This is a genomic window from Idiomarina loihiensis L2TR, from assembly GCF_000008465.1.
Classification (GTDB): Bacteria; Pseudomonadota; Gammaproteobacteria; order Enterobacterales; family Alteromonadaceae; genus Idiomarina; species Idiomarina loihiensis.
Genome location: NC_006512.1, coordinates 2,153,832 through 2,172,525, shown reverse-complemented (window position 1 = coordinate 2,172,525; position 18,694 = coordinate 2,153,832). Strand labels below are relative to the sequence as shown.

Annotated in this window: 19 protein-coding genes; 15 read left to right on the top strand and 4 right to left on the bottom strand. The window is 48.2% G+C overall.

Going from position 1 to position 18,694, the window contains the following annotated elements:
- Positions 1–9: 9 nt before the first annotated feature.
- Together hslO and hslR are read right to left on the bottom strand one after the other, a co-directional pair.
- A complete protein-coding gene (hslO, locus tag IL_RS10425) occupies positions 10–834 on the bottom strand; it encodes an Hsp33 family molecular chaperone HslO (protein ID WP_011235257.1) in 825 nt (274 codons plus the stop codon).
- A 30-nt stretch (positions 835–864) separates the two neighbouring features.
- Positions 865–1,266 carry a ribosome-associated heat shock protein Hsp15 gene (gene hslR / locus IL_RS10420; RefSeq protein WP_011235256.1) on the bottom strand — a complete coding sequence of 134 codons (402 nt, stop codon included), beginning with the start codon at positions 1,264–1,266 and terminating at the stop codon, positions 865–867.
- Positions 1,267–1,416: 150 nt separating this feature from the next.
- Here hslR and gspC point away from each other — a divergent pair, with 150 nt between their 5' ends.
- The 13 genes from gspC to IL_RS10355 all read left to right on the top strand — a co-directional run bounded on the left by gspC (position 1,417) and on the right by IL_RS10355 (position 13,536).
- On the top strand, positions 1,417–2,292 hold the full coding sequence (gene gspC / locus IL_RS10415) for a type II secretion system protein GspC (RefSeq protein WP_011235255.1): 876 nt from the start codon (positions 1,417–1,419) through the stop codon (positions 2,290–2,292).
- Between the two features lies 1 nt (position 2,293).
- A complete protein-coding gene (gspD, locus tag IL_RS10410; protein ID WP_011235254.1) occupies positions 2,294–4,420 on the top strand; it encodes a type II secretion system secretin GspD in 2,127 nt (708 codons plus the stop codon).
- A complete protein-coding gene (gspE, locus tag IL_RS10405) occupies positions 4,413–5,897 on the top strand; it encodes a type II secretion system ATPase GspE (RefSeq protein WP_011235253.1) in 1,485 nt (494 codons plus the stop codon). Before gspD ends, gspE begins: the two co-directional genes overlap by 8 nt.
- 3 nt (positions 5,898–5,900) lie before the next feature.
- Complete coding sequence (gene gspF / locus IL_RS10400; protein WP_011235252.1) at positions 5,901–7,127, top strand: type II secretion system inner membrane protein GspF; 1,227 nt, start codon at positions 5,901–5,903, stop codon at positions 7,125–7,127.
- Between the two features lie 2 nt (positions 7,128–7,129).
- Positions 7,130–7,567, top strand: a complete 438-nt coding sequence (gene gspG, locus IL_RS10395; protein ID WP_011235251.1) for a type II secretion system major pseudopilin GspG — start codon at positions 7,130–7,132, stop codon at positions 7,565–7,567.
- Positions 7,542–8,108: a type II secretion system minor pseudopilin GspH gene (gspH, locus tag IL_RS10390; protein ID WP_231378587.1), complete on the top strand. Its 567-nt coding sequence runs from the start codon at positions 7,542–7,544 to the stop codon at positions 8,106–8,108. Before gspG ends, gspH begins: the two co-directional genes overlap by 26 nt.
- Before the next feature lie 2 nt (positions 8,109–8,110).
- Complete coding sequence (gene gspI / locus IL_RS10385) at positions 8,111–8,503, top strand: type II secretion system minor pseudopilin GspI (protein WP_011235249.1); 393 nt, start codon at positions 8,111–8,113, stop codon at positions 8,501–8,503.
- The gene (gene gspJ / locus IL_RS10380; protein ID WP_011235248.1) at positions 8,493–9,176 is read left to right on the top strand and encodes a type II secretion system minor pseudopilin GspJ; all 684 of its coding nucleotides are present in this window, start codon (positions 8,493–8,495) and stop codon (positions 9,174–9,176) included. Before gspI ends, gspJ begins: the two co-directional genes overlap by 11 nt.
- Positions 9,166–10,152, top strand: coding sequence for a type II secretion system minor pseudopilin GspK (gene gspK, locus IL_RS10375; RefSeq protein WP_011235247.1), 987 nt, complete (start codon positions 9,166–9,168; stop codon positions 10,150–10,152). The genes gspJ and gspK overlap by 11 nt, the downstream gene beginning before the upstream one ends.
- Positions 10,153–10,155: 3 nt before the next feature.
- Complete coding sequence (gene gspL / locus IL_RS10370; protein WP_011235246.1) at positions 10,156–11,376, top strand: type II secretion system protein GspL; 1,221 nt, start codon at positions 10,156–10,158, stop codon at positions 11,374–11,376.
- On the top strand, positions 11,373–11,891 hold the full coding sequence (locus tag IL_RS10365; protein ID WP_011235245.1) for a type II secretion system protein M: 519 nt from the start codon (positions 11,373–11,375) through the stop codon (positions 11,889–11,891). Before gspL ends, IL_RS10365 begins: the two co-directional genes overlap by 4 nt.
- Positions 11,888–12,634 (top strand): type II secretion system protein N, encoded by a 747-nt coding sequence (locus tag IL_RS10360; RefSeq protein ID WP_011235244.1) that lies wholly within the window; start codon positions 11,888–11,890, stop codon positions 12,632–12,634. Before IL_RS10365 ends, IL_RS10360 begins: the two co-directional genes overlap by 4 nt.
- Positions 12,635–12,717: 83 nt before the next feature.
- Complete coding sequence (locus tag IL_RS10355) at positions 12,718–13,536, top strand: mechanosensitive ion channel domain-containing protein (RefSeq protein WP_011235243.1); 819 nt, start codon at positions 12,718–12,720, stop codon at positions 13,534–13,536.
- Positions 13,537–13,590: 54 nt separating this feature from the next.
- Here the strand turns inward: IL_RS10355 and IL_RS10350 are convergent, their stop codons facing one another.
- Complete coding sequence (locus IL_RS10350) at positions 13,591–14,859, bottom strand: O-acetylhomoserine aminocarboxypropyltransferase/cysteine synthase family protein (protein WP_011235242.1); 1,269 nt, start codon at positions 14,857–14,859, stop codon at positions 13,591–13,593.
- Positions 14,856–15,764, bottom strand: a complete 909-nt coding sequence (locus tag IL_RS10345; RefSeq protein WP_011235241.1) for an alpha/beta fold hydrolase — start codon at positions 15,762–15,764, stop codon at positions 14,856–14,858. Before IL_RS10345 ends, IL_RS10350 begins: the two co-directional genes overlap by 4 nt.
- Positions 15,765–15,915: 151 nt before the next feature.
- Between IL_RS10345 and xseA the strand changes: the two genes are divergently transcribed.
- Together xseA and IL_RS10335 are read left to right on the top strand one after the other, a co-directional pair.
- Complete coding sequence (xseA, locus tag IL_RS10340) at positions 15,916–17,226, top strand: exodeoxyribonuclease VII large subunit (protein WP_011235240.1); 1,311 nt, start codon at positions 15,916–15,918, stop codon at positions 17,224–17,226.
- A 75-nt stretch (positions 17,227–17,301) separates the two neighbouring features.
- Positions 17,302–18,609, top strand: coding sequence for an alkaline phosphatase (locus IL_RS10335; protein ID WP_011235239.1), 1,308 nt, complete (start codon positions 17,302–17,304; stop codon positions 18,607–18,609).
- Positions 18,610–18,694: the final 85 nt, after the last annotated feature.

The window sequence follows — 18,694 nt, the reverse complement described above, 5'->3', positions numbered from 1 at the left end:
CTTTATCTATTAATTAAAGTCTGAGGGGCTAAAACGGTACTCGGTCAGGCAGTAATCACAGGTCATCATAATTTCGCCTTCCTCGGCTAAAATTTCCTGAATTTCTTCCGGGCTTACTGAGGCCAGTGCCTCCAGCGTGCGCTCACGTGAACAGCCGCAAACAAAAGTGACTTCCTGTGACGGATACAGATGCACTTGCTCTTCATGATAAAGACGATGCAATAGCTCTTCAGCCGGTAGTGTGAAAATTTCTTTGGCTGTAATGGTGTTGGTTAAAGTGGCCAGATGTTCGAACCCGGTTAAGTCCATGCCGGTTGCAGGCAGGCGCTGTAACAGCATTCCTGCTGCATGTTCGCCGTCGGCGTGCAGCCAGACCCGAGTGTGTAGCTGTTCTGACTGTTCAAAATAGTCTTCCAGCATGGCTGCAATTGAATCGGCGCTGGCACTGACAACGCCCTGATAACGCTCACCGGTATCGGGAGTCAGGGTTATAATGAGTTGGCCTTTGCCTATCATTGATTGCAAATCAGCGCTGTCAATTTCGGCTCTTAACCGGGCTATACCCCGAAGTTCCTGATTATGGTTGCCATTAACTGCTATAAAGTTAAGTGGTCCATCGCCCTGAAGTTGCACTGCAATATGACCTTCAAATTTTAAAGTGGCAGTTAATAATGATACTGCAGCCATCATTTGCCCAAGCAACTCCTGAACTGGCGCAGGATAGTCATGGCCACGGAGCAAAGTTTGGTAGCTGCTGGTCAATTGAACGAGCTCACCCCGCACATCGTGCTCTTCAAAGGTGTAGCGTGACAATTGATCAGTTGGGTATTCCATGGGCACTCCTGTTTATCGACAACAAGCGGTTTACTCACCGCTGTCTTTCATTCTGATAAGTTGACGGCGCTGCTTTTTGTCTGGCCGTCCATCCGGGTGCGGATTATACAACGCATTAAGCTTTCTTGCTTCCGCATTTTTTTCGCGCTTTTCTATGCTCTCAGGGGTTTCCCTATAGAGTAATTGCGCCTCGCTGGCACCGCGGCGTTGTTCACTTAATTCCATGACTTCAACTTCTTTTGTATCGAAGCCCTGACGCAAAGTGATAATAGCGCCAAGCTGAACAACCTTAGAAGGCTTGCTACGCTGCCCATCATAATGTACTTTGCCTGACTGAATCATTTGTCGGGCAAGTGCTCTGGTTTTGTAGAATCTTGCAGCCCACAGCCATTTATCCAGACGAATGGGACTTTCTTTTCGAGTTTTTGTCATAAAACCGCAACGAATTCGTTATAAACTTTGTGTTAACCGATTGTTGACTCATGTCGCCTGCGCTAGAATGCATGAATCGCCTTTTGTCAGTGTAACAAGAATAAGAATAAAGTGACTGCCCGACTCCAACAAATATTTAAAGATACTCAAATGTGGCGCCGCTTAATGCAAGCGCTAACGGCTTTCGCATGGTTTTTGGTTGCGGTATTGCTGGCTCGGTTTACCTGGTCACTGATTAACCCTGCAGAGCCCGACGACAGCGCGGTGTTACCTATAGTTACGGTTGATTCTACTGCAACTGGCTCGATGAATTTAGAGACTTTAACGACGCTGAATCTTTTCGGAGCAGCAGAGCGGGGGAACCGTCCTAAAAGCGTTCAAAATGCGCCGAAAACATCATTAAACGTCCGTCTGATAGGCGTCTCTGCCAGCTCTAACCCTGAACGTTCAGCAGCTATTATTCAGCAAGGCAGCAAGCAACAAACCTACATTATTGGTGAGAGCCTGGGCAGTTCATCGGTGACTGTAGAAGAGATTCATGCCGATCGCGTTATTCTTGATAATAACGGCCGATTAGAAACGTTGAAAATGGAAGACATTGGTGAGGACAGGCCTGCACTGTCTTTAATTGTAGGTGACTCAGATAACTCTGGTGCGCTGGTACCTGTCGATAGTGATGACAGCAATCCGGTTAATGATGATGCGACTGTTGAACAACAGTTGGCCCAGGTTGCTGATAATCCTTCGTCGTTACTCGATTACGTGAATATTTCGCCAGTACAAATTAATGGCGAGTTAAAAGGATACAAACTGAATTCAGGCAAGAACCCCGAGTTATTTCGGGATGCTGGATTCCAGAATGGTGATCTTGCAGTGGCTATTAACGGCTACGATTTGACCGACATGGAGCAGGCCATGCTTGCTAGTCAGGAACTGTCGGAACAAGAGCGAGTCACCATAGAAATTGAGCGCGGCGGTGAAAGGATGGAACTGTCGTTTGAGCTACCGGTAAAACAGGATAATTGATATGACAGTGGCAAAGAGTGGCTTAAAAGCATGGTTGGGAGCTCTCGGTTTGGCATTAACACTGATGAGTTCACCATTAAGCAGCGAAGAATATGCCGCCAGTTTTAAAAATACTGATATTAACGAGTTTATTCAGGTTGTCGGCCGAAACTTAGGTAAAACCATCATTATCGACCCTAACGTGCGGGGCAAAATAGATGTGCGCAGCTATGATGTGATGGATGAAGAGCAGTACTATCAGTTTTTTCTTAATGTTCTTGAGGTCTACGGATTTGCCACTGTTGAAATGGAGTCCGGTGTCCTGAAAGTCATTCGTGATAAAGACGCAAAAACCTCTTCGTTGCCTGTTATTGGTAGTGACACAAAAATGCTGGGCGACACAATGGTGACCCGGGTTGTGCCGGTAGAGAATGTCTCCGTAAGGGAGCTTGCTCCTTTATTGCGTCAGCTAAATGACCAAAGCGGTGGCGGTATGGTCGTCAGTTATGACCCATCAAATGTGATCATGATGACCGGGCGCGCTGAAACCGTGCAGCGTTTAGTAGAGATTATTGAGCGGGTGGATCGGGCTGGCGATCAAGATGTTGATATGATTAGTCTGGAGTATGCGTCAGCCAGTGAAATTGTTCGTATAGCTCAGTCGCTGTTCGAGAAAAATAATGAAGGCGTACCGGCGTTACTTATTCCTAAAATTGTTGCTGATGAGCGCAGTAATAGCGTTATTGTTAGCGGTGAGCCCCGTGCCCGTGCCCGCGTCGTTAAGTTGATTAAACAGCTTGATCAGGACTTAAAAACCGAAGGTAACACTCGTGTTTTCTACTTAAAATATGCGAAAGCACCTGAAGTAGTTGAGGTGTTGAAAGATGTCAGCCGTTCTATTCAGGCCGAAGTCGAGCAACAGTCCGGTACCGGTAATGCAACTCAGCGCCGTCGTACCGGAGGTGATGAAACGGTCAGTATCAGCCCGCATGAGCCGACAAACTCGGTGGTCATTACCGCTCAAAAAGACATGCTGGCGTCGCTGGAAAAAGTGATTAGGGACTTAGACATTCGCCGTGCTCAGGTTCAGGTTGAAGCTATTATTGTCGAAATTATGGAAGGCGATAACGTTGACTTTGGCGTGCAGTGGATCAGTGAAGACGGCGGTATGGTTCAATATAATAATGGTAATCAGGTACCTATCGGGAGTTTGGCCGCGGGTGCTTATCAAGCACGTGAAAGGGAAGGTACAACGACGACCCGGATAACAGATGGAGGAGTCGAGGTGACGACGACAGAACCGGATGAGCCTGGTGATGTCTCGTTGCTGGCGAATTTACTGGGCTCGGTAAACGGCATGATGTTCGGCACCATTCAGAACGACTGGGCAGCGGTGGTTCAGGCCGTTACTCAGGATACTCGCTCAAATATTCTGGCCACGCCAAGTATTGTTACCGTCGACAACGAAGAAGCGAGCTTCCTGGTCGGTCAGGAAGTCCCTACGATTAGTGGCTCTACTACGGGGGATAACAATGACAACCCTTTTCAGACGGTTGATCGCACCGAGATAGGTATTAAGTTAAAGGTAACGCCTCAAATTAACGAGGGGGACGCCGTGCAAATGACGATAGAACAGGAAGTGTCCAGTTTAAGCGGTGCCACTGCGGTTGACGTGATTATTAATAAGCGGGAACTGAAAACCACGGTTATGGCTGACGACGGCGAGACCATTGTACTGGGCGGTCTAATTGACGAAGACGTGCAGGAGTCGGTCTCTAAAGTTCCTTTATTAGGCGACATACCAATTTTAGGTAAATTATTCAGCTCTACGTCAACCTCTAAACAAAAGCGCAACCTGATGGTTTTTATCCGTCCAACCATAGTCCGTGACGGTAACCGTATGCGTGAGTTAAGTTCGGCAAAGTACAATTATATGCGGGCACTGCAATTGGATGAACGTTCGCGCGGTATCTCTCTAATGCCTTCTGAGGATTCACCGTTGCTTAACGACTGGGACAGTGAACTGACGTTACCGCCGGGCTTTGACGAATATCTGAAAAAACAAGGTAGCGAGAAGAGCGACAAGAAGAATAGCGAAGAAAGCGATAAAGAAATCGGCGAACAAAATGAAGAGCAGCAAAATGACTGAAGCCAGTGCCATTGCAACAGCTCGCCTTCCTTTCAGCTTTGCTAAACGCTTTGGCGTGGTGGTTGAGCAGGGTGAGCCGTTAATTTTGCATTGCCGTGCAGGTATTTCGGCTGCTGCGTTAAAAGAAGTTAGGCGCGCGTTGGGTCAACCTGTCACTCTTCAGGAGCATGCCGCAAGCGACTTTGAAAGCCTGTTAACTCGTGCTTATCAACGAGACTCATCGGAAGCCCAGCAGTTAATGGAAGACATTGGCAATGAGTCCGATTTATTCTCTCTTGCTGATGAGCTGCCGCAGACCGAAGATTTGCTCGAAAGCGAAGACGACGCGCCTATTATTAAGCTAATTAATGCGATGTTGAGTGAAGCGATAAAAGAAGGCGCCTCAGATATTCATATTGAGACTTTTGAGAAAGCTTTGCTTATACGTTTTCGCATAGATGGTGTTTTACGTGAAGTGTTACGACCAAACCGTAAGTTGTCATCGCTGCTGGTGTCGCGCATAAAAGTAATGGCGCAGCTGGATATCGCCGAAAAGCGTGTTCCACAGGATGGTCGTATTTCTTTGTTGATTGCCGGTCGGGCAGTGGATGTACGGGTTTCTACCATGCCGTCTAATCATGGCGAGCGGGTGGTACTGCGTTTGCTGGATAAGAACAACGCAAGGCTTAACTTGACTGAACTGGGAATGACTGACGGGAACCGAAAAATTTTCCAGGAACTGATTTACAAACCCCACGGCATTATTTTGGTAACCGGCCCGACGGGCTCAGGTAAAAGTACGACGTTGTATGCCGGGCTTAGCGAAATTAATTCTAAAGACCGTAATATTCTGACCGTCGAAGACCCTATAGAATACGCCATTGATGGCATTGGGCAGACTCAGGTTAACCCTCGGGTGGATATGACCTTCGCCCGCGGCTTACGCGCTATTTTGCGCCAGGACCCGGACGTAGTGATGGTTGGTGAGATACGTGATGTCGAAACCGCGCAGATTGCTGTGCAGGCGTCGCTCACCGGTCACCTGGTCTTGTCTACATTGCACACCAATACAGCCGCCGGCGCTATTACTCGTCTGGAAGACATGGGCGTAGAACCTTTCCTGCTTTCATCGAGCTTATTGGCGGTGTTATCACAGCGCCTGGTGCGGACACTCTGTAGCGAGTGCAAACAGCCGCACCAGCCTGATGACGAAGAAAAGAATATGCTGGGCCTTGATGCTTCAGATACGAGTGTGATTTATCGTGCAGGGAGTTGTGAACGATGCAATCACACCGGTTATCGTGGACGAACCGGTATTCACGAACTGCTGCTGGTGGATGACCACGTACGTGAGTTAGTCCATAACGGTCACGGTGAGCAGTCTATTGAAAAGTATATTCGGCAGTCGACCCCAGGTATTCGCCAGGACGGCTTAGCAAAAGTACTGAAAGGCAAAACAACGCTGGAAGAAGTGCTGCGGGTTACCCGCGAGGAGTAGAGGGTGGCAGCATTTGAGTACCAAGCCGTTGAAGCTAATGGCAGAAAGAAAAAAGGTGTACTGGAAGCCGATACTGAGCGACAGGTACGTCAGTTATTGCGTGAAAAAGGCTTAATGCCTTTAACCATTGAACCTGCCGCTGATCAAGACAGAAAGAAAACCTTACAGCCCCGATTTGGGCTTCCACAGCGTAAGGTTAAAGCGCAGGACTTGGCATTAATTACCCGTCAGTTATCCACCTTAGTAGGTTCAGCGTTGCCCATTGAGCAGGCATTGTTAGCGGTTGCTGATCAAACCGAAAAGCCGCGCCTGAAAAAGTTACTGATGTCGGTACGCAGTAAAGTGGTTGAAGGTTATGGCCTTGCCGAAGCTATGTCGGAGTTTCCCGGTGTTTTTGATTCTTTATATACCGCAATGGTCGCTGCAGGTGAAAAATCCGGCCATTTAGACACCGTACTGGATGAGCTGGCAAACTATACCGAGCAGCGGCAGCACATGAAAAGCCAGTTGACTCAGGCGCTAATTTATCCGCTTATGCTGACTTTGGTTGCCATTGGCATTGTGGTTTTTCTGTTGGTTTCTATTGTGCCGCAAATAGTGGATAACTTTTCAACCATGGGCCAGGACTTGCCGCCAACCACTCTGGCGATGATAGCCATTAGTGAATTCTTGCAAAACTGGGGGCTGTGGTTACTTATTGGTATTGCTTTGGTACTGGTGGCCTTTAACCAGTGGTTGAGAAATGAAAAGAACCGCCTGAAATATCATCGAAGGCTGTTAAAACTTCCCATGCTGGGTAAGGTCATAAGAGGTGTGAGTACCGCCCGTTTTGCCCGGACTTTAAGTATACTGACGTCCTCGGCGGTTCCTTTGCTTGATGGACTACGTATTACTTCATCAGTTATCGGTAATTTGGCCATACGCCAGGCGGTAGATGAAGCGGCCGGACGCGTTCGCGAAGGGGCGTCAATGCGCGGTGCGTTGCAGGAAACGGGGTTGTTCCCACCAATGATGCTGCACATGATAGCGGCAGGTGAGAAGTCCGGTGAACTGGAACAAATGTTAAAACGTTCAGCCGATAATCAGGACAAAGAATTTGAAAACTTGGTGTCGGTCAGCTTAAAAGTATTTGAGCCGGTGTTGATAGTGACGATGGCAGGTATCGTCTTCTTTATTGTGCTGTCTATCATTCAACCCATTTTACAATTAAATAATAGTGTAGGGCTTTAGGTATGAGACGTAATCAACAAGGTTTTTCATTGGTCGAAGTAATGGTGGTTATTGCCATTATCGGTATTTTGGCCACTATGGTGTTACCAAATGTACTGGGTAATCAGGAAAAGGCCAACGAGCAAAAAGTGATAGCCGATATTGTCGCTTTAGAAAACGCACTGGCTCAGTATCACTTAGACAACGGTATGTTTCCAACGACCGAGCAGGGACTTGAGGCTTTAGTCAATGAACCGAACATGGATCCGCAGCCTCGCAGCTACCGCAGCGGCGGTTATATTCGTCGTTTACCGCAGGATCCTTACGGCAATGACTATTTACTCCTGAACCCGGGTCAGTACGATGATGTTGATATTTTTTCCCCGGGCCCGGACGGTCAGCCCGGAACAGATGATGATTTTGGCAACTGGATGATTGGCAACAACAATCGTGATCAATAAGCGTTGTTCAGTTGGTTTTACTTTAATTGAAGTCATGCTGGTGATGGCCATTCTTGGTCTCATCGCCAGCGCTGTCATGTTTACACTGCCCGGTGGTGATCGTGGGCAGGACTCTCCTCAAAATGCGGCCGTGAGTTTACGTCAACAGCTAAACTATGCACGCGAATACGCCATGGTTCGACAACAACCTCTCGGATTAAAGTTTCAAGAAGATGGCTATCGTTTCTTATTCTGGAAAGATGAGCAATGGCGCGAACAAAACGCTCGTGGTTTGCGGGCGCAGGAAACAGAATGGCCACTACGCTGGCAGTTTACTAGCCGGGGGCTGAAGATATTGGAACAAAACGAATCGCTGAGTAGCGGGTTGTTTGCTGAGGAAAGTGACGAAGACAGCATCATTCCCGATATTCTGATTCTACCTAGTGGTGAAATGACACTATTTGAAGTTCATATTGAGCATTTAAACGACCCCGATGCTGAACGTTGGCTTATTGCTGAAAACAGCTGGCAAGTCAGTATTTCTGCCGAGGCTCCGGAGTAACTATGCGGTGGGTGCGTGGCTTTACCTTAATTGAAGTGATGGTTGCCTTGTCGGTGTTCAGTCTGGCGGCACTTGCTGCACTACAGGCCGCTAGTGGGCATCTGACCGGGTTAAGTGCTTTGCAGGATAAAACCTTTGCTCAGTACGTAGCTTCTAACCGCCTCGCAGAATTGTCGCTTGAACAAAAGTGGCCACTTGAAGATAAACGGAGCGGCCAGCAGGAACAGGCCGATGTTACCTGGTACTGGCAGCAACAAGTGACTGAAACCGTCACGCCGAATGTTGTTGCAGTGACGGTGAAAGTGATGAAAAACGAGGACGGTCGTGAGCACTTTCGGCTAACCCGCTATGTGCGTAAACCGGATTCAGCGGGAGGAACGAGCAATGGTCGTTAACTCCGCAAACAAGGGTTTTACCTTAGTAGAAGTGCTGGTGACCATGGTGATATTTGCCATTATCGGTATTGCCAGCTTTCAGGTTCTGAACCAAATGGTCAATACCGAAGAGCAATCTCAAAAACAGCGCGAGCAACTGGAACGTTTGCAGTTTAGCCAGTTGCTGATACAGCAGGATATTCGGCAAATGGTCGCTAAACCAACACGACCATCGGGTGTCGAAGTGACTCATCAATACCTGAGTAATGATCCGAGTTACTTCGATTCTGACGGCGGTGTGCTGGCCTTTGTCAGAAGTGGTTTTGATAACCCCGGTAACATGATGCCCCGCAGCGAATTGCAGCCGGTAGTTTACCGTTTATGGGATGGGAATTTGCAACGGGTAACCGAGACTTTCGTTAACGATCGCTCCTCAGAGCCATCCGTTCAGACCTTATTAGAAGGCGTTGAAGAACTGTCTTTTCGGTTTTACCGCAGTGATGGCGTGAGTAACGCGAATCAGGGGTTAGAACAAGGCTGGAGCGACAACTGGGAAAGCGCAGGTGATTTGCCTCAAGCCGTTGAAGTGACCATTCGTAGCAAAAACTTTGGCACCATCAGACGCGTGTTTTTGATAGCCGCAGTAGGACAGCAAGTGGAAAGTAATAGCGGAGGGCTGCAACGTGCCAATTAGCCCGCGTAAGTCATCACAAGCCGGAGCGGCACTGATAACCGTCTTGCTGGTTATTGCTATTGTGTCGGTTATTGCAGTGAATTTAGGCGGCAAACTGCAGTTGCAAATAACCCGTATGGGCAACTTGCAGCAAGCTGAACAAAGCTACTGGATGTGGTTAAGCGCAGAGGATGTGCTAAAAGAAGTGCTGCAAACTGAGCTGGAAGAGAACGATGGAGTTGCGCACAAAGAGCAAAACTGGGCTCAGCGCAGCGGACCTTTTCCGGTAGAAGGTGGGCAGATTGCCGCGAAAGTCAGGGATTTATACAGTTGCTTTAACCTTAATAGCCTGGTTACCGATGCAGAAGATCCCGGAACTCTGGAAAAGCGCAAACGACAATACAAAGCGCTGCTGGAAGCACTGGAAATTGATAACTATCAGGCCGAAATTTTAACCGACAGTCTGGTAGACTGGCTGGATGAAGACAGTCAGTTGTCGGGCAGTAACGGTGCCGAAGACCCTGATTACGAGAGTCTACCTAAGCCTTATTTGGCCGCAAACAGTCAACTACTTGAGATGAGTGAACTAAGAATGGTGCGTGGATACAGCGCTAAAGTTGTCAATTCTTTAAACTCTGTTGCTTGCGTTATTCCCAATGAGACAGACTTAAAAATTAATATTAATACTCTGGAACAGGATCAGGCTGCGGTTTTAACCGGGGTTACCGAAGGTAAGCTAGCACTTGCTGATGCTATGGCTTTGTTGAATAACCGGCCGCCTCAAGGCTACGAATCCGATGAGGAACTCGCTGAGTTGGCTGAGCTTTCGGGAGTGAGGTCGGAATTAGAAGGTGAGTTGCCGGAACTGACCGTGAGTAGTGAGTATTTTCAGCTGGTTGCGATGATTCAGTGGGGCGAGGTAGAAATGAGAGCGCGCTCGGTATTACATTTAAACGAAGGTCGAGTACAAACCCTGTACCGGGCGATGGGAGATTAGTTTATGCATGAAACACTGATTCTGCGGTTACCGGCTTATGGTACCGAAGAACCCATACCCTGGTTGGTCTGGCATAAAGGGCAGCAAGAGTTAATAGCCAGTGGAGAGCTGAGTTCGGTAGCAGAGCTTGTTCAGTTAAAAGATAAGGCCAACCGTTGCGAAGTCATTGTGGCCTTGCCCGGGCAAGATGTTTCGATGACAAGAGTGACTTTGCCCGCAGGCACAAAAAGGCATCTGCAGCGCATTATTCCTTATGCTCTGGAAGAAGAGCTGGCGACAGACATTGAGCAACTGCACTTTGCCTGGCCGGATCTAAAAAACACAGAATTGCCAGTTGCTGTAGTCGCCAAAGAACGAATGAATTATTGGCTGCAGGTATTAACCGAAGCCGGCATTGATTCTGCTTTCTGGGTACCCGACTGCTTCTTGTTGCCGCATCAGAACGATACCTGGCAGGCCATTGAGCTTGCCGACAGTGTTATTGTCAGAACTGGTGAGTGGCAGGGCTTTACCATAGAAAAAGAGCAGTTTGCTCAGTTAGCACCAGCTTTTGCTGCTGAACAGAACAGTCCAACAGAAATTATTCACTATGGCGCGCTAAACTGGCCGCAATCGCCAGCACCTTTAATCCCTGCTGATATTGAAGTGCCTTTTACTATCGCGGTGCAAAGTATCGCGACAGGAAATCGTATTAACTTAAGGCAGGGGGCTTATCGCTCACAACGGGCAAAACGTTCAGTTGATTTACCCTGGAAGGGGCTGGCTACTGCTGCGAGTGTACTCTTTGTTTTGGCCGTGTTGTTAAACGGCGTACGCTATTGGCAACTGGAGTCTCAGCGGGGCGCTTTAAAAGCTCAGGCTGAGCAACTTTATCGTGATGCCTTTCCGGGTCAGACTCGTATTGTGAATTTAAAAGTACAGTTGCAACGACAATTGGAAAGCCTTGGACTAGGCAGTGCGGATGAAGCTTCAGTGCTTGCGGTTTTGCAGCAACTGGCTCCGGCGTTTAAGTCGCAGCCTGAACTGCAGCTTGAGTTACTGCGCTTTCAGAACAACGAGTTGCGCTTACAGGCAACTGCCAGTAGCTTTTCTCAATTTGAGGCTTTCCAACAGGCGGCGAAAGCCGAAGGGCTAACTGTTGAAGCGGGTTCAATGAGTAACCGTGGTGAACAAGTTTCGGGTTCTTTAACCGTGCAGCTTGATGGTCAGGGAGCGCAGTCATGAACAGAATTACTCGTCAGTTAATGCCTTATCTGGACTTAGGCAAGCAACGCTGGCAACAGTTTAACCAGCGCGAGCAGAGCTTGTTAGCTGTTTTGGCAGGAGTACTGTTTATTGCTTTTCTGTACTTTGTCATTTGGCAGCCCAGCTCCCAGGCAGTAGCCAATGCAGAGCGTCAGCTTGCAGCTCAACAGCAGCAATACCAATGGGTTCAGCAGGCAATAGCGCGCTATAAAAAACTGGAAGAGAGCAGCTCTGAACAACAAAGTGCATCAGGCTCTGTCAGTCAACGTATCAACCGTGCTGCAGCTGCGCAGGATATTCAAATCGCGCGTTTGCAGCCTCAGGGGCAGGAGTATCTGTTAAGTGTTGATGAGGTGGCTTTTTCTGATTTATTAAGCTTTTTAGCCGAACTGGAGCAACGCCAGGGGTTATCACTAAAAGCTGTTGATATTGCGAAATTAAATACGCCCGGACAGGTGCGTTTACGTAAACTATTAGTAAGTGAGGCTTCATGAACTTAAAACGCTGGATACCCTGGTTAGTGGTCGTGTATCTGGTTGCCATGCTGGTGATGTTACCGGCAAGGGTTATTTACTGGTTTCCTTTACCGGATAACATCAGGCTCTCTCAGGTCAGCGGAAGCTTATGGAATGGCGTTGCCGGGCAGGTCGCAGTTGACGATATCGTACTGAATAATCTTAGCTGGAACTGGCAGGTGTCTTCTGTATTTCTGGGAGAGTTGGTCATGGATGTTAACTTGCCTGCCAAAAGTAACCCGTTTGCGCTGAATGGACGCTTACTGGCAGGGTCCACCAAAGTTGGAGCCAAAAATATAACAGCCAGTGGTGATGTTAATGCTCTGCTGCAGTTGGCAAACACCCGCTTGCCTTTAAAAACCGGAGGTAACTGGCGTTTGTCCTTAGACAGTTTTGTCGTTACTGCGCCCGGCCCGGTACGTTGGTGCGACGAGTTGAAAGGTCAGGCCCGGGGCGAGCAGATTCGGGTGTTGGTTAATAATCAATGGCAGTCGCTGGGAGATTTTCCGGTAGAACTTAGCTGTAACGACGATAACTCGGTGGGCTTAGCCATGAATGGTAATAACAGTTTAGGGTTAGACTTTCAGGGCAGCATTAACAGCCAGAGTTTCAATGCTGAAGGCACAGTGAAGCCGAATCTGGAAACACCTGAAGGGCTGGCTAAAATGATGGAATACATGGGAACGCCGGATTCGCGCGGACGTTACTCATTTCGCTTGTGATCCCACTTGCGGGCATAAACGTTTATGATTACTGTAATAATAAGTCACTAATTAAAGTCTCTGCGGAATAAGGAATAATTTGTATGGATAACATCGTCCAGTGGATTAATGATAATCAGGACATGCTGATAGGTTTCTCGATTAAATTTGTCATCGCTATTGCGATACTAATTGTCGGTAAAATCGTCGCTAACACCGTGACAGGTGTAATGACCAAAGGCATGAAAAAGCGTCAGGTCGACGGTGCTGTTATCAGCTTTGTCGGTGCAATTTTAAAAACGGTGATATTCATTGCCGCTATCATGATGGCACTGTCGCATGTGGGCGTTGAAACTACTTCCTTCATTGCCATACTAGGTGCCGCAGGTCTGGCAATTGGTCTGGCGTTGCAGGGCTCCCTGTCTAATATCGCATCGGGCGTTCTGCTTATTATGTTCCGTCCAATTCGTGCGGGTGAATATGTTGATGCTGGTGGTGTTTCAGGAACCGTTGAGCAAATTAATATCTTTCAGACCATTATGAAAACCCCTGACCGTAAGGTGGTTTTTGTGCCTAACTCTGAAATTATCGGTGGCCCTATTGTTAACTATAACCGAGAAGAATTGCGCCGTATCGACCTGGTTATTGGTGTAAGTTACAGTGCGAATCTACAGCAGACGAAGAAAGCACTGATGGATGTGATTACCAGCGATGAGCGGGTATTAAAAGATCCTGAACCTGTTGTTACGGTGACCAACCTTGGCGATTCGTCGGTCGACTTTAATGTTCGCCCGTGGACGAAAAATGAGGACTACTGGCCGACCCGCTGGGATTTACTAGAGCGAATTAAAGACCGTCTGGATGAGGAGGGCATTGGTATTCCCTTTCCCCAAATGGACGTTCACCTGAAAAAAGACGACTAACGTATTGTTGTTCTGACAAAAGGCCACTTCAACAGTGGCCTTTTTTGTGGGTGCTCAAGCGAGTGCCTGAGAGATATCGGCAATAATATCTTCCGCATTTTCAATGCCAACACATAAACGAATAGCTTCTGGTTTTACGCCAACCGCGGCCTGTTCGCCAGCAGACAACTGCCGGTGAGTTGTGGAGGCCGGGTGGCAGGCCAGTGACTTTGCGTCACCAATGTTGACCAGGCGTTTAAACAGTTTCAGCTTATCGTAAAACTCAACGCCAGCATCGTAGCCGCCTTTAACGCCAAAAGTTAACAGCGACGCAGGAACCCCATTTTTAATATACTTTTTCGCTCGCTCGTAGTTAGTGTGCTCTGGCAGCGCTGCAAAGTTTACCCAGTCTACGCTTGGGTGCGACTGTAAGTATTCAGCCACTTTCAGCGCGTTTTCGCAGTGGCGCTCAATACGCAAAGGTAAAGTCTCCAAACCCTGCAGTAACAGGAAGGCGTTAAAGGGTGACAAGCAAGCACCGGTATTACGCAAAGCGACAGTACGAACGCGGGCTATGAAAGCCGCCGGACCAAAAGCGTCGGTATAGACTACGCCGTGATAAGCTGGCTCCGGTGAGCTAAACTGAGGAAAGCGTTGTTTTTGTTTAACCCAGTCAAACCCTCCGCTATCGACTATTAATCCGCCAACTGAATTGCCATGACCCCCAATGTATTTGGTTAGTGAATGCACCACAATGTCAGCGCCAAAATCAATGGGTTTGCAAAGTATCGGTGTAGCAACCGTGTTGTCCACGACCAGTGGAACTCCATGCTGGTGAGCGACCTCAGCATAGCCTTCTAAATCGGCGATGTTTCCCGCCGGGTTGCCAATACTTTCACAGAATACGGCTTTAGTTTTACCGTCTATAAGTTTGCCTATGTCTTCCGCTTTATCCGATTCGGCAAAACGGACTTCAATGCCAAATGAAGGCAACATATGCTGGAATAGTGTGTAGGTTCCGCCGTAGAGTTGTGGTGTCGTCACTATGTTATCGCCCTGACGGGCAAGCGTAATTAATGCGTACTCAATGGCTGCCATGCCTGAGGCTACGGCAAGTGCGGCGACACCATGTTCAAGTTCTGCGACACGTTTTTCCAGAACATCGTTGGTCGGGTTCATAATGCGGGTATAAATATTCCCTTCAACTGCCAGGTCAAACAGGTCAGCGCCATGCTGTGCGTTATCAAACTCGTAGGAAACGGTTTGGTAAATGGGAGTAGCTACTGACTTAGTCGTTGGGTCAGTTTCATAGCCGTGGTGGATGGCCAATGTTTCGTCTTTCATACGGACTCCAGTTCAGATTCAGTTAAAAAATGCGTTAAAGCCGATTGGTACTGTTCAACATTCTTGATAAACCCGTCGTGGCCGAACGGCGTTTCAATAGTGACCCGGCCAAATGGGTTGGGAAGTAAGCTTTCCAGTTCATTCACCAGGCTGGGCGGGGCAATAGCGTCGTTGTTAAAGTCGACTAGCTGCACTTTTGCCTGCACGCGGGTTGGATTAATACTGTAATCATTGAGTATTGGCGTAAGGTGCGTAAATAAGCTGCGGCAGCCATTGCCGTTTTGCTTCAAGAGTTTTTCGCCCTGATACAGTAAGTATTCAAAGGCATCGTCCGCATGATTAAAACGTTGTTCGAATTCTTCCGCGGTGCGATAACTCAGCATGGCCAGCGCCCGCGCCAGAATAATGCCTGACTGTTTATCATCGCATCGTTGAATGAGCGCTTGCTGAAAGTAGCGCAGTAACGCTGAATGTACTGACGGCTTATGAGCGGCGCCAATAGCACTTAAACGTGGCAACTCAGTTGGGTGGTCAGCGGCATACTGAAGTCCCAGAACGCCACCGAAAGACCCCCCGATCCATGCCTGTAAGTTGTCGGTTTCCTGTTTAAGTGCGTGTCGTATGGCTTCACTGTGTTGCTGCACCGTTAAAGGCACCGACGGACACTCTGATCCTCCTATGCCGCCGGGGTAATCGAAGCTGATGACTTGCACATCAGTCAGCTCTGAAAAGAGCGGATGCAGCGACTGCCACCAGCCACTTTCATCAGCTTTCCAGATTTGGCCACTGGCACTGATCCCGCCCTGAACAACAACGACCGGTTTATCAGGATCGCCATAGCGATAACCTTTAAGACGTGCGAACGGAGTGTTTGCATAAAAACTGCGGGCAACTGGCTGAACCATAGTTAACCTCAATATTCTGAGTGAGGTTTTGACTGTAATAAATAGATATCAGGACGTCAAGACATTTAGACGTCCAAATTGGCTGGGCGTATTTGAGTGCGAGCGGAATATGGTATGATTTATCTTTCATTTCAAAATAAGAGTGATGCCCATGGTGTATTCGGTCAGACAGTTAAATACTGAGATTCGACAACTGTTAGAGCAAGGCTTTGGTCAAATAAGCCTGGTTGGAGAAATCTCAAATTTTGCAGCGCCGGGTTCAGGACACTGGTATTTCACTTTAAAAGACGAGCGGGCTCAGGTTCGCTGCGCTATGTTCCGCAATGCGAATCAGCGTGCAAAGGTTCGGCCGCAAAATGGTATGCAGGTACTGGTAAGAGCCAAAGTCACGGTTTATGAACCGCGGGGCGACTACCAACTGATTATTGAGCAGGTTGAAGACGCTGGTCAGGGGCTTTTACAGCAGCGTTATGAACAGCTAAAAGAGAAATTGTCAGCCGAAGGGTTATTTGCGGCAGAACGCAAGCGCTTACTACCCGACCATATTCGCAAAGTCGGCGTGCTGACCTCACCCACCGGCGCTGCTATCAAAGACATTCTGGCGGTGATGAAACGCCGCGACCCCGGCGTCGAAGTGATTATTTATCCGAGCGCGGTACAGGGAGAGGCAGCGGTTCCGCAGTTGCAGGCTATGCTAAAAACGGCATTTGAACGTAATGAAGTGGATGTACTGTTAGTCAGCCGTGGCGGTGGCTCTCTGGAAGACTTGTGGTGTTTTAACGATGAGACTTTTGCGCGTCTTTTGGCAACCGCGCCCATGCCAACCATTAGCGCTGTAGGTCATGAGATTGATTTCACTATTGCCGACTTTGTTGCCGATGTCCGCGCTCCTACACCTTCCGCAGCCGCTGAGTTAGTTACCAGAGATCAACAACAACAACAGCAAAAAGCGCAGGCACTGCAACAGCGCTTAGGGCTGGCGCAGCAAAGATTGCTGCAGCGTTTACAGCAACGTTGGCAATTTTTACAAACCCGGCTGCAACAGCAGCACCCGCAACGACAATTGCAACAACAGTCGCAATTAGCCGATGAACTGCAAGCCCGAGCTAACCGGGCTTTGCAGAACCGGCTGGCGCGGCAGAAGCAGCAAGTGTCATATTTACATGGGCGCCTGCAGGCAATGCATCCGCAAAAAGAGTTACAGCGTTTGCAGCAAAAACTTCAGACGCAGCAGCAACGATTACCGCAGGTTATGCAACGAGTTTTAAAAGACAAGCGAACTCAGCAGCAACAGTTGATGCAGGCTCTGAACCTTGTCAGTCCTTTGAATACTCTGGAAAGGGGCTACGCTATTGTCCGTACAGAAAAGGGTGATGTGGTTCGTAGCGAGAAGCAAGTGACTGTGGGTGAATCAATAGAAGTTCGTCTGGCTGACGGTAATATTACCGCTAAACGGCAATGATTCTGCGGCTATTGTCATATTCCTGACATTCGCGCTTTGTTATACTGACTAGGTTATTCACAAAGGAGTCGTGGTATGAAACTCAAAGCACTGGCAGCCGGTATTGGACTGGCGTTGGCATCTACAATGGTGCAGGCAGAAGAACAGAAACCCAATATTATTTATATTATTGGTGACGGTATGGGATTTGAATATATTAGCGCGTACCGTTATGCCATGTCTGATTTAGACAGCAAAACGATTGCTGAAACTGAGTTTGATGCCATGCTGAAAGGCGCCGCAACAACCTATCCTGATGATAATACCTGGGTTACTGACTCAGCTGCGGGTGCAACCGCTCTGGCTACAGGCGTTAAAAGTTACAATGGCGCTATTGCGGTCGATTCAGATAAATATCCGCTGCAGAGTATCATGGAACTGGCTCGTGAAAATGGCTGGTCAACGGGTTCGGTATCGACATCACAAGTTAATCATGCAACACCGGCATCGTTTTTCACTCATCACCCGTCGCGCTACGAATATAATCAAATAGCCGACAAAATTGCGACTCAGGTGGTTGAAGGTAAGCCGTCTTTTGACGTCATGCTAGGTGGCGGACAAAGCTATTTTAACCGTGACGACAAAAACTGGCTGGATGTATTGCCAGAGCATGGCATGCAGGTAGTAACCGATATGCAAAAGCTAAACTCGGTTGACTCTACGCCTGTAATGGGGCTTTTTGCAGAAAAAGGTCTGCCGTTTGCTATTGATGGCGATGTTGATGCGTTGGCCAATATGACACGTACCGCTTTGCGCTTATTGGATAAAAAGCAGCAGCCGTTTGCTTTAATGATTGAAGGCAGCGAAATTGACTGGTGTGGTCATGCTAACGACATTGCTTGTGCCGTACACGAAATGGACGGGCTAAACCGCGCCTTGAAAGTGGTGAGTGAATACCGCGAAAACAACCCCAATACCTTAATTGTTATGACGGCTGATCACTCAACTGGCGGTCTGACACTAGGGCGTGACGGCGAGTATGCCTGGCATTCTGACCGTGTTATGAAAATTAAAAGCTCTATTGCGTCCATGAGTAAGGAAATGCTGACCATGGATACGGATAGCTGGGCGGAGTATGTAGCTGACAAAGTTAACTTTGAGCTGACTCAGGAGTATCTTGATGAACTTGCTATTGCTGCTGAAAAAGAAGGTGAAGAGCAGCAGGAGGCTCTGCATCAGGCATTGGTCTATATAACGGGCGATATTACCGGCACTGGCTGGACAACCAGCGGACACACCGGCGTTGATGTTCCTGTCTTCGCCGACGGCCCGTATAGCGAGAACTTCGGTGGCTATATGGACAATACTGATATTGGCAAGCAGCTAATAAAAGTCGTTAAATAATCCCTCTTTGTAAGTTCCCTCCGACAGTCGCGTTTTATAACGCGACTGTCATATTACTGTCATAAAAATACAGTCCGAGTACGCT